General features: G+C 66.1%; 12 protein-coding genes. 7 read left to right on the forward strand and 5 right to left on the reverse strand.

Annotated features, from left to right (window positions below):
* The first annotated feature begins 102 nt into the window (after positions 1-102).
* From ACQR1X_RS26040 to ACQR1X_RS26065, 6 genes are all read left to right on the forward strand, one after another.
* A complete protein-coding gene (locus tag ACQR1X_RS26040) occupies positions 103-1,158 on the forward strand; it encodes an ABC transporter substrate-binding protein (protein ID WP_434899902.1) in 1,056 nt (351 codons plus the stop codon).
* Between the two features lie 86 nt (positions 1,159-1,244).
* Positions 1,245-3,035: a glucan ABC transporter ATP-binding protein/ permease gene (locus ACQR1X_RS26045; RefSeq protein WP_315804614.1), complete on the forward strand. Its 1,791-nt coding sequence runs from the start codon at positions 1,245-1,247 to the stop codon at positions 3,033-3,035.
* Between the two features lie 173 nt (positions 3,036-3,208).
* Entirely contained in the window at positions 3,209-4,627 is a 1,419-nt protein-coding gene (locus tag ACQR1X_RS26050; protein ID WP_434874318.1) for a serine hydrolase, read from the forward strand.
* Between the two features lie 187 nt (positions 4,628-4,814).
* Positions 4,815-6,506, forward strand: a complete 1,692-nt coding sequence (locus ACQR1X_RS26055) for a long-chain fatty acid--CoA ligase (RefSeq protein ID WP_434899903.1) — start codon at positions 4,815-4,817, stop codon at positions 6,504-6,506.
* A gap of 139 nt (positions 6,507-6,645) precedes the next feature.
* Complete coding sequence (locus tag ACQR1X_RS26060) at positions 6,646-7,131, forward strand: peroxiredoxin (protein ID WP_315804617.1); 486 nt, start codon at positions 6,646-6,648, stop codon at positions 7,129-7,131.
* A gap of 267 nt (positions 7,132-7,398) precedes the next feature.
* Positions 7,399-8,556 (forward strand): NAD(P)/FAD-dependent oxidoreductase, encoded by a 1,158-nt coding sequence (locus ACQR1X_RS26065; protein WP_434899904.1) that lies wholly within the window; start codon positions 7,399-7,401, stop codon positions 8,554-8,556.
* Between the two features lie 13 nt (positions 8,557-8,569).
* Here the strand turns inward: ACQR1X_RS26065 and rnhA are convergent, their stop codons facing one another.
* From rnhA to ispH, 3 genes are all read right to left on the reverse strand, one after another.
* Positions 8,570-9,034, reverse strand: a complete 465-nt coding sequence (gene rnhA / locus ACQR1X_RS26070; protein WP_315736125.1) for a ribonuclease HI — start codon at positions 9,032-9,034, stop codon at positions 8,570-8,572.
* Positions 9,031-10,005, reverse strand: coding sequence for a homoserine kinase (locus ACQR1X_RS26075; protein ID WP_434899905.1), 975 nt, complete (start codon positions 10,003-10,005; stop codon positions 9,031-9,033). The genes rnhA and ACQR1X_RS26075 overlap by 4 nt, the downstream gene beginning before the upstream one ends.
* A gap of 147 nt (positions 10,006-10,152) precedes the next feature.
* Positions 10,153-11,121 carry a 4-hydroxy-3-methylbut-2-enyl diphosphate reductase gene (ispH, locus tag ACQR1X_RS26080; protein ID WP_315804620.1) on the reverse strand — a complete coding sequence of 323 codons (969 nt, stop codon included), beginning with the start codon at positions 11,119-11,121 and terminating at the stop codon, positions 10,153-10,155.
* A gap of 268 nt (positions 11,122-11,389) precedes the next feature.
* On the opposite strand from ispH, the gene ACQR1X_RS26085 reads away from it, so the two are divergent.
* A complete protein-coding gene (locus ACQR1X_RS26085) occupies positions 11,390-12,085 on the forward strand; it encodes a DUF1013 domain-containing protein (protein ID WP_315804621.1) in 696 nt (231 codons plus the stop codon).
* Between the two features lie 299 nt (positions 12,086-12,384).
* Here the strand turns inward: ACQR1X_RS26085 and ACQR1X_RS26090 are convergent, their stop codons facing one another.
* Positions 12,385-13,116 carry an OmpW/AlkL family protein gene (locus ACQR1X_RS26090; RefSeq protein ID WP_315804622.1) on the reverse strand — a complete coding sequence of 244 codons (732 nt, stop codon included), beginning with the start codon at positions 13,114-13,116 and terminating at the stop codon, positions 12,385-12,387.
* A gap of 183 nt (positions 13,117-13,299) precedes the next feature.
* Complete coding sequence (locus ACQR1X_RS26095) at positions 13,300-13,572, reverse strand: hypothetical protein (RefSeq protein ID WP_434893169.1); 273 nt, start codon at positions 13,570-13,572, stop codon at positions 13,300-13,302.
* Positions 13,573-13,629: the final 57 nt, after the last annotated feature.

Here is a 13,629-nt window from a genome sequence, read left to right on the forward strand (position 1 = left end):
CGTTGTCACGAAATTGACATGACGATCCCGCGACGGCCGGCGAACTGATTAGAATACCGGCGTGACAAGACCGGTACGGCCTGCGAATACCGGCGTGACATGATGCGCATGCGACGATCCCTCACCCTGCTTGCTTTGGCGCTCCTCGCCGTCGTCGTCGTGCCCTCATGCCTGTCGCGACAGGAAGCTGCGGCGGAGGAGCCGAAACGTCCGGTCGCCGTCATGTTCGCGCTGGATCGGCCGCTCGATGGCAGCATGGCGCCACTGGTCCTCGCCGCCAGCCGCGGGCTGTTTGCCACCGAAAGCGTGACGGTCACCATCACCACGGCCAAGGGCTCTCCCGATGCGATCGCGCGGGTCGCTTCCGGCGAGGCCGACATGGCGCTCGCCGACATCAACGAGCTGATCCGCTATCGCGACGCGTCGAACAGCCAGCCGGTCAAGGCCGTGTTCGTGCTGTTCAACAGGGCGCCTTACGCGATCATCGCGCGCAGGAGTCGCGGCATCAACGGGCTCGGCGACATCGAAGGCAAAACGCTCGGCGTCGCCGAGGGCGATCTCTCGATCCGGCTGTGGCCGGCGGTCGTGAGGCACAACCATCTCAGGCCCGAGACCATCAAGCTGTCGCGCGTCGGCGCGGCCGTGCGCGAGCCGATCCTGTCGGCCGGCCAGGTCGATGCCGTCAGCGGCTTCTCGTATCTCTCGGCGATCAATCTGCGCGACCGCGGCGTGCCCGCCGCCGATCTCGCGGTGCTGCGCTTCGCTGATTTTGGCTGCGAGGCCTATGGCCATGCGGTGATCGTCAATCCCGGCTTTGCGGCCAAGCAGCCGGCTGCCGTGAAGGGCTTCCTGCGCGCGCTGACGTCGGGCCTCCAGCTTGCCATCAAGGACCCTGCCGGCGCGATCGCCGACGTGGTGGGCCGGATGGATGACGGCTCCCGCGAGCTCGAGCTGCAGCGGCTGCAGAGCGTGCTCGTCGACAACGTGCTGACGCCGGACGTCCGACGCGATGGCATCGGCGGCATCGATCCCGCCCGGTTCGAGCGGGCCCTCGACCAACTCGCCGAGGACGGCAAATTCCACCACAAGCGTCCGCAACCCGCCGACATCTTCGACGACAGCTTCCTGCCGCCCGCCGACAGCCGGCTGGTCAACTGAGCGCTCGCCGCGGCGGCCGTTCCCTTGCTAACATGGCGCCGCGCGCCCAGCGCTGATTCCAACTGCCGACACGAAGCGCCCCGCCCATGTCCCTGCTCCGCATCTATGCCCGCGTGCTCCATCTGCTCGGAAAGGAGGCGCGGCTCGGCTGGTTTCTCGCGATCGCCAACCTGGCGCTGGCGGTGGCGCAGTTCGCCGAGCCGGTGCTGTTCGGACGCATTGTCGACTCGCTCTCGGGCAACGCCTCGACCAGCACCGCCTGGCCGCTGCTCGCGGCCTGGGCCGGATTCGGGCTGTTCACGATACTGGCCAGCGCCTGGGTCGCGCTGCAGGCCGACCGGCTGGCGCACCGGCAGCGCCATGCGGTGCTGACGAGCTATTTCGAGCACATCTTGCAGCTACCGCTGACGTTCCATTCCGGCACCCATTCCGGCCGGCTGATGAAGGTGATGATCAACGGCACCGACGCGCTGTGGAAGCTGTGGCTGTCGTTCTTCCGCGAGCACTTCGCCGCGATCATGTCGGTGCTGGTGCTGCTGCCGCTGTCGCTCTATCTGAACTGGCGGCTCGCGATCCTCTTGTTCGTGCTGTGCGTGGTGTTCACCGTGCTGACGACCCTGGTCGTGCGCAAGACCTACGGCATGCAGAGCGAGGTCGAGGAGCATTACAGCGACCTGTCGGCGCGTGCCTCCGACGCGCTCGGCAACGTCGCGCTGGTGCAGAGCTTCGTGCGCATCGATGCCGAGGTGCAGGGCCTGCGCACCGTGGCCGGACAATTGCTGTCGGTGCAGATGCCGGTGCTCGGCTGGTGGGCGCTGGTGACGGTCATCACGCGTGCCTCGACCACCATCACCGTGCTCGCGATCTTCACGCTGGGCATCGCCCTGCATCAGGCCGGGCTGACGTCCGTGGGCGAGATCGTGATGTTCGTGTCGTTCGCGACCATGCTGATCCAGAAGCTCGAGCAGGTCGTGTCCTTCATCAACAACGTGTTCATGGAGGCGCCGCGGCTGGCCGAGTTCTTCACCGTGCTCGATGCGGTGCCGGCCGTGCGCGACCGCCCCGACGCGATCGAGGTCGGCCGGCTCTCGGGCCTGGTCGAATTCAACGACGTCTCGTTCTCCTATGACGGCAAGCGTCCGGCGGTGGAGGACCTCACCTTCACCGCGCTGCCCGGCCAGACCATCGCGCTGGTCGGACCGACCGGCGCCGGCAAGTCGACCGCGATTGCACTCTTGCATCGCGCCTTCGATCCGCAATCCGGCTTCATCAGGATCGACGGCATGGACGTCCGCGGATTGAAGCTCGCGGCACTGCGCAGGAACATCGGCGTCGTGTTCCAGGAGGCGCTGCTGTTCAATCGCTCGATCCGCGAGAACCTTTTGGTCGGCAAGCCGGACGCGACCGACGAGGAGCTGCGCACCGCCGCCGCGCGCGCCCAGGCGCTCGATTTCATCGATCGTGCCGACCAGGGCTTCGATACCAACGCCGGCGAGCGCGGCCGCATGCTGTCCGGTGGCGAGCGCCAGCGGCTCTCGATCGCGCGTGCCCTCTTGAAGGATCCTCCGATCCTGATTCTCGACGAGGCGACCTCCGCGCTCGATGCCGTCACCGAGGCCAAGCTCAACGCGGCGCTCGACGAGGTGATGAAGGGACGCACGACCTTCGTGATCGCACACCGGCTCTCGACGATTCGCAATGCAACGAGAATCCTGGTGTTCGAGAACGGGCGCGTGATCGAAAGCGGAACGTTCGATGAACTCGTTGCCAAGGGCGGCCATTTCGCGGAACTCGCGAAGGCCCAGTTCATGGTGCAGGAGAACGCACGCGCGTCGCTTGTCGCGCCGGACAGCGACGGCACCACCGTCAAGGCCTGATCGCGGGACGCTTTCATCGTGGAATTGAATGGCTGGGCTCTGTTCGCCAGCGTCGAGCCGGTATAGGTTCGCGACCTGCCGCAACCGAAGCGGCACCGGACACGCTTGAAACCCGAAAGCCCGTTTGCCCACCTCGCCGCGCGAGGCGGGTCTCAAAGGACCGGATCTGACCAGTGCAGACGCTTCGCCTGTTGTTCCGCTATTCCCCGATCAAGATCATCGTTCTCGCTGCCGCTCTCGTGCTCGCGCCGCGCTGGGCCCATGCCGAGGCGCTGCTGCTCGTCGAAGCCGACACCGGCAAGGTGCTGGAAGCGCAGAACGCGACCTATCCCTGGTACCCAGCATCAGTCACCAAGCTGATGACCGCCTATGTCACCTTGAAGGCGGTCAAGGAGGGCAGGATCACGCTCGACACGCTGTTCACGGTCTCGCCGACCGCGGCTTCGCAGTCGCCGTCGAAGATGGGCTACCGGCCGGGCACGCAGCTCACCGTCGACAACGCGCTCAAGATGATGCTGGTGAAGTCCGCCAACGACATGGCGGTGGTGCTCGCCGAGGGCGTCGGCGGCTCCATCGACGGCTTCTCGGCGATGATGAACGACACCGCCCGCAAGCTCGGCATGACGCAGACCAGCTACGTCAATCCGAACGGACTGCCTGCCGACGGCCAGATCACCTCGGCGCGTGATCTCGCGATCCTGGCGCGCGCCATCATCCGCGATCTTCCCGAGTACGAATACTTCGTCCACATCCCGTCGATCCGCTACGGCCGCCGCGTGGTGCAGAACTTCAACAAGCTGATCGGGCGCTATCCCGGCGCCGACGGTTTCAAGACCGGTTTCATCTGCGCCTCGGGCTACAATCTGGTGGCCTCGGCGACCCGCAACGGCAAGCGCCTGATCGCGGTGGTGCTCGGCGCCTCCTCGGGACAGATGCGCGCCGTGCGCGCGATCCAGATGCTCGACCGCGGCTTCAACGGCAACCAGCTGAGCTGGCTGAAGTCGCCGCTCGGCACGGTCGATCAGTTGGCCCCGGTCGACGCGACGCCGCCCAACCTGCGCGACGACATGTGCAACGGCCGCCGCCACCGGCCGGCCAGCGATGAGGACGAGGACACCGTTGCCGGTGCGGACGGCGAAGCGACCGGCGGCACCCTGCTCGCCGGCCTGCAGTCGCCGTCCATGAAGCCGTCCGAACTGCTGGCGGCGGCGCCCGCCCCGTCCGAGCCGGTCGTGGTCTACACCGGCCCGACGCGCACCGGCGCGGCGCTGATCGCCGCCGTCGCCGCCGATGCCGACGCGCAGACCCCGGCCAGGCACCGCGGCAAGAAGGCGCACGCCGCCGCCCGCAAGGATGCCAAGCCGGCGACCCGGACCGCCGCCAAGACCGATGTGGATGCGAAGGCCGCGGCCAAGCCGTCGGATGCCAAGCCGTCGAACGCCAAGCCGGGCGCGGCACGCCACGTCGCCGCCAAGCACGAAGCCGGCGGAAAACCGGCGGAAAAAGCCGGCTCCGACGCGCCCAAGCCCACCAAGCCCAAGGCCGCCGCAAAGCCGAAGACGGACGGCAAGCCCGCGCCGAAGGACGGCTGATCCCGCGCGGCGCATACTGACGCAGCCAGCAACTGGCGCGGGCCCTCGGCCCGGACTGCCTGTACCTCCCCTTTCATCGACGCGCCGGCCGCTTGCCTTGAACGGCCGGAAATTCGATATTGGCGCCGCCGGCCCCAGAGAGGCGGCTGCCGATATACGAACAAGAGACGATCAGAGAGGAAGGGTCATGGAGCGCATCTGGCTCAAGCACTATCCGGCCGGCGTTCCCGCCGATATCGATCCGGGCAAATACCCGTCGCTCGTCGACCTGCTGGAAGAGAGCTTCAAGAAATTCGCCGATCGCCGCGCCTTCATCTGCATGGACAAGGCGATCAGCTATCGCGAGCTCGACGAGATGTCGGTCGCGATGGGCGCCTATCTGCAGGGCCTGGGTCTGGCGAAGGGTGCGCGCGTCGCACTGATGATGCCGAACGTGCTGCAATATCCGATCGCGATCTCCGCGGTGCTGCGCGCGGGCTACGCCGTCGTCAACGTCAACCCGCTCTACACGCCGCGCGAGCTCGAGCACCAGCTCAAGGATTCCGGCGCCGAGGCGATCATCGTGCTGGAGAATTTCGCCCACACCGTGCAGCAGGTGGTGGGACACACCCAGGTCAAGCACATCGTCGTCGCCAGCATGGGCGACCTGCTCGGCTTCAAGGGCGTGATCGTCAACCTCGTCGTCCGCCGCCTGAAGAAGATGGTGCCGGCGTTCTCGCTGCCGGGCGCCGTGCCGTTCAACGATGCGCTCGCCGCCGGCCGAGGCAAGCGCTTCCAGAAGCCCACTATCGGCCCCGACGACGTCGCCTTCCTGCAATATACCGGCGGCACCACCGGCGTCTCCAAGGGCGCCACCTTGCTCCACCGCAACGTCGTCGCCAACGTGCTGCAGAACGACGCCTGGCTGCAGCCGGTCACGGACCGGCCGCCGCATGTCGATCAGCTGCTGATCGTCTGCGCGCTGCCGCTCTACCACATCTTCGCGCTGACCTGCTGCTTCCTGCTCGCAGTGCGCGCCGGCGGCGCCAATCTGCTGATCCCCAATCCCCGCGACATTCCCGGCTTCATCAAGGAGCTGATGAAGTATCAGGTCAACACCTTCCCGGCCGTCAACACGCTCTACAACGGCCTGCTGCATCATCCTGACTTCAAGAAGATCGACTTCTCCAAGCTCAAGGTCTCCAACGGCGGCGGCATGGCCGTGCAGCGCCCGGTCGCCGAGCAGTGGAAGCAGGTGACGGGCTGCAGCATCGCCGAGGGCTACGGCCTGTCGGAGACCGCGCCGGTGCTGACCTGCAACGTGCCGACCTCGACGGAGTTCACCGGCACCATCGGCCTGCCGTTGCCATCGACCTGGCTGTCGATCCGCGACGATGACGGCAACGAAGTGCCGCTCGGCCAGGCCGGCGAGATCTGCGCCAAGGGCCCGCAGGTGATGGCAGGCTACTGGAATCGTCCCGACGAGACCGCCAAGGTGATGACGGCGGACGGCTTCTTCCGCACCGGAGACGTCGGCGTCATGGCCGCGGACGGCTCGGTCAAGATCGTGGACCGCAAGAAGGACATGATCCTCGTCTCCGGCTTCAACGTCTATCCGAACGAGGTCGAGGAGGTCATCGCGACCCATCCGGGCGTGCTGGAGACCGCCGTGATCGGGTTGCCGGACGAGAAGACCGGCGAGGTCGTCAAGGCGTTCGTGGTGAAGAAGGACCCCAACCTCACCTCCGAGGACATCATCAAGCACTGCCACGAGCAGCTCACGAACTACAAGGTGCCGAAGCAGATCGAGTTCAGGACCGAGCTGCCGAAGACCAATGTCGGCAAGATCCTGCGCCGGGAGCTGCGCGACGAGAAGAAGAAGCCGGCAGCGGCGGCCTGATCCGTTGGCGGGGCGGCAGCGTTGTGCGATGACGGAGTCGTGATCGCGGCGGGCCGTTGCCGTTTCCGGCCTGCCGAATAGTGTAGCGCGCACCGCGCAAGACAGATCCAAGACACATCCAGGGGAAGGAGTAACTCGAATGACCATAAAGGTTGGCGATAAGCTGCCGCAGGCCCAATTCCGCGTCATGACCGGCGAAGGCCCGCAGGTCAAAACCACCGACGACATCTTCAAGGGCAAGAAGGTCGCGCTGTTCGCGGTGCCCGGCGCCTACACCGGCACCTGCCACAAGATGCATCTGCCCAGCATCTTCCTCAACGCCTATGCGATGAAGGACAAGGGCGTCGACACCATCGCGATCGTCTCGGTCAACGACGCCTTCGTGATGAACGCCTGGAAGCGCGACACCGACCAGCGCGACGAGGCCGTGTTCCTGGCCGACGGCAATGCCGAGTTCACCAAGGCGATCGGCATGGAGCTCGACGCCTCCGGCGCCGGCCTCGGCATCCGCTCGAAGCGCTACTCGATGCTGGTCGAGGACGGCACGGTCACCAAGCTGAACCTCGAAGCCGCCCCGGGCAAGGTCGAGGTCTCCGGCGGCGACACGCTGCTCGGGCAGCTGTGATCCTGCTTTCCTGACCTGATCCGAAGGCCCGCGGTGCCCCCGCGGGCTTTTTTCTTCTGCTTCGACCGAGCCTGCGTTCTACCACCAGAAGAGCGCAGCAGCCGTCGCAGCGACAATCCTAGATGAACAAAAGCCGCTCGGACGCGTTGTAGGCCCCGGTTCATGGAACAAGGGGAGGCCAGCATCTTCAGCGAGCAGACCGAGCAACTGGCGCAGGAAGATGTCCGCAGCGCGCGACCGCCATGGGCGGCTGCACCTTCGTTTCCGATGGCCGCCGTCGTTTCAAACTTCCGTTGCGACATCCTGATCGTTGGCGCCGGGATTACCGGCGCGATGATGGCCGAACGGCTGACCCGTCAAGGCCGCGACGTCGTCGTGATGGATCGCGAGAAGCCCTGCCGCGGCAGTACGGCTGCGAGCACGGCCATGCTGTTGTGGGAGATCGACCGGTCGCTGAGTGAGCTCTCGGTGATGATCGGCTTCGAACGCGCTGCGCGGTGCTATCAGGCGAGTCTGCGGGCGGTGAACGAATTGATGCGCCTGGTCGGCGAGCGCAACCTGCCTGGCGAACTGCGGCAGAGACAATCGCTCTACCTTGCGCGAGAAGACGATTCCCGCTCGCTGCGGGAAGAGCTGGAGCAACGCGTTCGGGCCGGGCTTCCCGGCGCATTCCTCGATCACCGAACCCTGCTCGAGCATTTCGGGTTTGCCCGCGCCGGGGCGATCCTGTCTCCCGGCGCGGCCGAAGCCGATCCGGTCAATCTCGCAAGTGGTCTGCTGTCCCTCGCGCTGTCGCAGGGCGCGCGCCTGGTCCATGGTGATGCGGTGGCCTTTGACAGCGGCAAGGCGAGTGCCACGGTCGGCCTCGACAGTGGACATGAGATCGAAGCCCGTCACATCGTCCTGGCGACAGGATATGCAATGCCGGCGATCATCCAGCCGACGATCCATCGTGTCGCGTCGAGCTGGGCCGTCGCGACCAGGCCCCAGCCACAAAATCTCTGGCGAGACGACGTACTGATCTGGGAGAGCAGCGAAGACTATCACTATGGCCGGACCACGGCTGACGGGCGCATCATTTTCGGGGGAGAGGACGATGAGGACCTCATCGAGCCCGAAGCTCGCGACCGCGCCATTCCGGACAAGTCGCGGCGGCTCGCCGCAGAGCTCTCGGCGCTGTGGCCGCGCGCGATCGTCGATTTCGATTATCAGTGGTCCGGAACGTTTGATACGACCGATGACGGGCTGCCTCTGATCGGCCGCGTTCCGCGCGCTCCCAACATCTATGCGGCCTACGGATATGGCGGCAACGGGATCACCTTCAGCTATCTCGCCTCCGAGCTGATCGCTGCCTTGATCGAGGGCCGCAGCTCACCGCTCCTGGACGATTTTGCCATCGAGCGGAGTTCGCCCGGGCGTCCGTAGTGGTGCCGCGACGTCAGCCGCGCACGTTCTTCTGCATCCTGGCCATCGCCACGCCGTCGCGCGCCAATTGATCGGCGCGCTCGTTCTCGGCGTGCCCCGCATGGCCCTTGACCCAGTGCCAGTTGACCTTGTGCGGCTTCAGCGCGGCGTCGAGCCGCTGCCACAGCTCGGCGTTCTTGACCGGCTTCTTGTCGGCGGTCTTCCAGCCGTTGCGCTTCCAGCCGTGGATCCAGCCGGTGATGCCCTGCCGGACATATTGGCTGTCGGTGTAGAGCTCGACCTGGCACGATTTCTTCAGCGCTTCCAGCGCCGAGATCGCGGCCATCAACTCCATGCGGTTGTTGGTGGTGTGCGGCTCGCCGCCCTTGAGCTCCTTCTCCTTGTCGCCGAAGCGCAGGATCGCACCCCAGCCGCCGGGCCCGGGATTCCCCGAGCAGGCGCCGTCGGTGTAGATGCTGACGACCGGATGCTCGCTCACGCCACTGCTCCACCGATGCCATAGTCGCGCACGCTGGCGACGTTCTGATGGAAGCGCAGCTTGCGGGCGTATTCCAGCGGATCCTTCGGCTTGACCAGCGCGCCCGGCGGCACGTTGAGCCAGTCCACCAGCCGCGTCAGCAGGAAGCGGATCGCCGCGCCTCGTGCCAGCAGCGGCAGCGCCTCCAGCTCGGCCTCCGACAGCGGCCGGACGCGGCCATAGGCGTTGAAGAAGGCGCGCGCCTTGGTGACGTTCAGCGAATGATCGGCCTCGAAGCACCAGGCGTTGAGACAGATCGCGACGTCATACGCCAGAATGTCGTTGCAGGAGAACGGGAAGTCGATCAGCCCCGAGAGCCTGTCGCCGAGGAAGAACACGTTGTCCGGAAACAGATCGGCATGGATGACGCCCTCCGGCAGATCCGTCGGCCATGCGCGCGAGAGATGATCGAGCTCTGTCGACAGCAGCGCGGAGAGGCCGGGCTGCACCGTGTCGGCGCGGTCGCCCGCCTGGGCGAACAGCGAGCGCCAGCCGGACACCGAGAGCGGATTCTTGCGCACCAGCGGAAAGTCGCGTCCGGCGAGGTGCATCTGCGCCAGCGCCGCACCGACCCCGGCGCAGTGGGTGACGTTCGGCTTGCGCGGCCACATGCCTTCCAGGAAGTTGATGATCGCCGCGGGCCGGCCGGACAGGCTCGAATACACCGCGCCGTCCCGATTGCGCGCCGGCTGCGGACAGCTCACGCCGCGCTCGGCCAGATGCGCCATCAGTCCCAGAAAATACGGCAGGTCGTCCACCGCCACGCGCTTCTCGTACAGCGTGAGGATGTAGGAGCCCTTGGTGGTGTGGAGCAGGAAGTTGGAGTTTTCGACCCCTTCGGCGATGCCCTTGTAGGACAGCAATTCGCCGATGTCGTAGGTCTTGAGGAAGTCCGCAAGCTCGTCGGCGGCGACGTCGGTATAGACCGCCATGCGCTATCCCAGTTGTCGAAGTTCGCCTGCCCCCGCCTCTCCGATGCGAACTTCATCACCGGACAGGCCCGTTGCGCCCTTCATCGCGCATGCGGGCGCCGGGTTCAAGGCCGAGAGGCCGCCGAGGGCGGAAAACAAGCGGCCGGCTTACTCGGCGGCCGCTTCCGGACGCAGCGAGCGCGGCAGCGGGAAGAACTCGTTCTCCTCGGCCGCCGACACCGTCTCGACATGCAGCACGTAGCGCTCGGCAAAGGCACCCATGATCTCCTCGACGATCACCTCCGGCGCCGAGGCACCGGCGGTGATGCCGAGGCTCTTGATGCCCTCGAAGCGCGCCCAGTCGATGTCCGAGGCACGCTGCGCCAGCACCGCAATCGGGCAGCCCTCGCGCTCGGCGACCTCGCGCAGGCGCTGCGAGTTCGACGAGTTCGGCGCACCGACCACGATCAGCGCGTCGACCACTGGGGCCACCTTCTTGACCGCCAGCTGGCGGTTGGTGGTGGCGTAGCAGATGTCCTCCTTGTGCGGGCCCGAGATGTTCGGGAACCGGCCCTTGAGGATCGCGACGATGTCCTTGGTGTCGTCGATCGACAGCGTGGTCTGGGTGACAAAGGCGAGGTTGTCCGGGTCCTTCGGGGTGAAGGTCGCCGCGTCCTCGGCGGTCTCGATCAGCGTCACGGCGCCGGCCGGAAGCTGGCCGACCGTGCCGACCACCTCCGGATGATGCGAGTGGCCGATCAGCAGGATCTCGCGGCCGCGCTTGAAATGGATCGCGGCCTCACGGTGGACCTTGGTCACCAGCGGGCAGGTCGCGTCCAGGGAGAAGAAGTTCCGCGCCTGGGCCTCGGCGGGAACCGACTTCGGCACGCCATGCGCCGAAAAGACCACCGGTGCGTTGGTACTGTCGGGAATCTCCGCCAGCTCCTCGACGAAGATGGCGCCCTTGGTCTTCAGGCTGTCGACGACGTATTTGTTGTGCACGATCTCGTGGCGGACATAGACCGGGGCGCCATAGATGGCGAGCGCCCGTTCCACGGTGTCGATGGCGCGCACCACGCCGGCGCAGAAGCCGCGCGGCGAGCAAAGCACGATTTTGAGGTCTGGTTTGGCTGCCATGGGGCTGGTCTGAGCTGATCTGTGCGGGCTGGTTTCGGCGACCACGGACCCCCGGGCCGGCAAGCGGGGGCGGTCGATACGCGAAGAGCTTGGGTCTGACACTCGTTTGGGTAGGACTTGGGACTGCTTTCGAGCGCTGTCAAGGCCGTTTTCTCCAGGCCATTGCGCCCCGCCCCCGGGACGGCTTATATAGGGCCAATTCCCGTCATCGCCGATGACCACAGGTTTCGCCTCCCAGGGCCGGGGCGGAGCACAAAGGAGATTTGCCATGAGCAACGCCCCGCTGATGCCGAAGGCAACTGCCGTGTGGCTGGTCGACAATACTGCGTTGACCTTCGACCAGGTCGCCGATTTTACCAAGATGCACCCGCTCGAGGTGCGCGCCATCGCCGACGGGGACGCCGCCCAGGGCATCAAGGGCATGGATCCGATCTCGACCGGGCAGCTCACCCGCGAGGAGATCGAGAAGGCCGAGCGCGACCCGAACTACCGCCTGCGGTTGCAGGAGAGCAAGGTGGTGCTGCCGCCGCAGCCCAAGCGCAAGGGCCCCCGCTACACCCCGGTGTCGCGCCGCCACGAGCGCCCGAGCGCCATCCTCTGGCTGGTGCGGAACCATCCCGAGCTCAAGGACGCCCAGATCATGCGCCTGGTCGGCACCACCAAGACCACGATCGCCAGCGTGCGCGACCGCACCCATTGGAACGCGCAGACGCTGACGCCGATGGATCCGGTGACGCTCGGCCTGTGCTCGCAGATCGAGCTCGACTTCGAGGTCCAGCGCGCCGCCAAGGAAAAGCCGCTCGACGCCAATTACAGCGGCGCCACCCTGCTGCCGGCCTCCGAGACCACCCGCAAGGACGAGTACGAGCCGGCGGGCCGCGACGAGGACGATCTCAACGTCGACGCCGTGTTCGCCAAGCTCAAGACCATCGGCGGCAAGAAGCAGGACGAGGACGAAGAGTAGGACGCGCGGGCGTCCATCTCTATCGGCCATCAACAGCGCCTGCCACAATCATCGGTGTCGTCCCCGCGAACGCGGGGACCCATAACCACAGGCTTGCGGAACGGCCCAAGCCGGTCGTGGCTCAGCGCCTCGTCCTTCATTCCCGCCGCGGCGTATGGGTCCCGGCTCAAGGCCGGGACGACAGCGGTGGGGGAGGCGCGAGCTCCAGCCAAACTCAAAACTAGCCAGCAGCAATTCTCCCCCAAAAAAATGGCGCCGGGGATGCCGGCGCCATGCAGTCTTGGGAGGAACGCGACAAATCAGAACTTGTAGGTGACGCCGACGCCGACCAGCCACGGATCGATGTTGGCGCGGCCGGTGACCGGAATTGCGCCGTTGACGGTCGCCGAGTAGTTCGGCTGCAGCCACAGCTTCTTGACGTCGACGTTCAGGCCCCAGTGCCTGTCGAGCATGTAGTCGAAGCCGAACTGGACCGCGGCGCCCCACTGGTTGGAAATGTGCAGGTTGGTGACGGCAAGGCCGTTCCAGACCTGGTTCGCGGCGCTCTGGTTGAAGAAGACCGTGTAGTTCACGCCTGCGCCGACATACGGCTTGAACGCGCCGAAATCGGTGAAGTGATATTGCAGGGTCAGCGTCGGCGGCAGCAGCCAGGCCTTGCCCATGTTGAGGCCGTCGAGCGAGCCGGTGCCGCCGATGGAATGCCGGGTGACGCCGAGGATCAGCTCGGCCGCGATGTTCCTGGTGAAGAAGTAGCTGATGTCGAGCTCGGGCACGACCGAGTTGGAGATCGACAGGCCGGAATTCGGCGACGACAGGGCCGGCACGCCGGTCACGTTCACGGTGGAGCCGCCGGCATCCGGCAGCACGCCCAGCGCGCGGACACGGAGCATCCACGGATTCCACGCCTCGACCACCGGCGCCTTGGTATAGACCGGCGCCGCCTGCAGGTCGGCTGCTTGCGCCGAGCCCATGGCTCCGCAGATCGCCGCCAGCACCAGCAGCGATGACGAGAGTTTCAAGATTCTGTTCATCGAGGTCCCCATAACCACCCTTGAGCAACATTTGCGCGGGCACGGCCGCGCCTTGCGGTCACAGGTGTGGCAGGGACGCCATGGGCTTGGATTTGATCTCAATCAATCGGCATTGTTGCAGTGCCGATGTCACGCAACTGTTGCATCGAAGTCACGGGCCATGAGAGGCGCTTGCACTGGCGCTCAGGGCCGGTCGGGATGGTTCATCATGTATTCGCCGAGATCGCGCTGCCGGCGGTCGGCACGCGCCTCGGCGCGCTGCCGCTGCACGTCGCGATCCTTGCGGCAGGCGACATATTCGGCCGAGCCCGGCGCGACCTTGCCGCCGGCCTGACACACCGCATCATCATCGTCATTGCCGAGCGCCACCGCAGGACCCTGGCTGCGCGAGGCGCAGGCCGAGAGCGAAAGCACGGCCATCAGCACCAGGGCCAAGCGGGCGGAGGTCTGTCGCATCGAACGTTCCATTCTCGTCAATCAGGCTGGTCTGGAGCCGTTGCTTGACGACAATGG

Source organism: Bradyrhizobium sp. HKCCYLRH3073 (genome assembly GCF_051167995.1).
Lineage (GTDB): Bacteria > Pseudomonadota > Alphaproteobacteria > Rhizobiales > Xanthobacteraceae > Bradyrhizobium.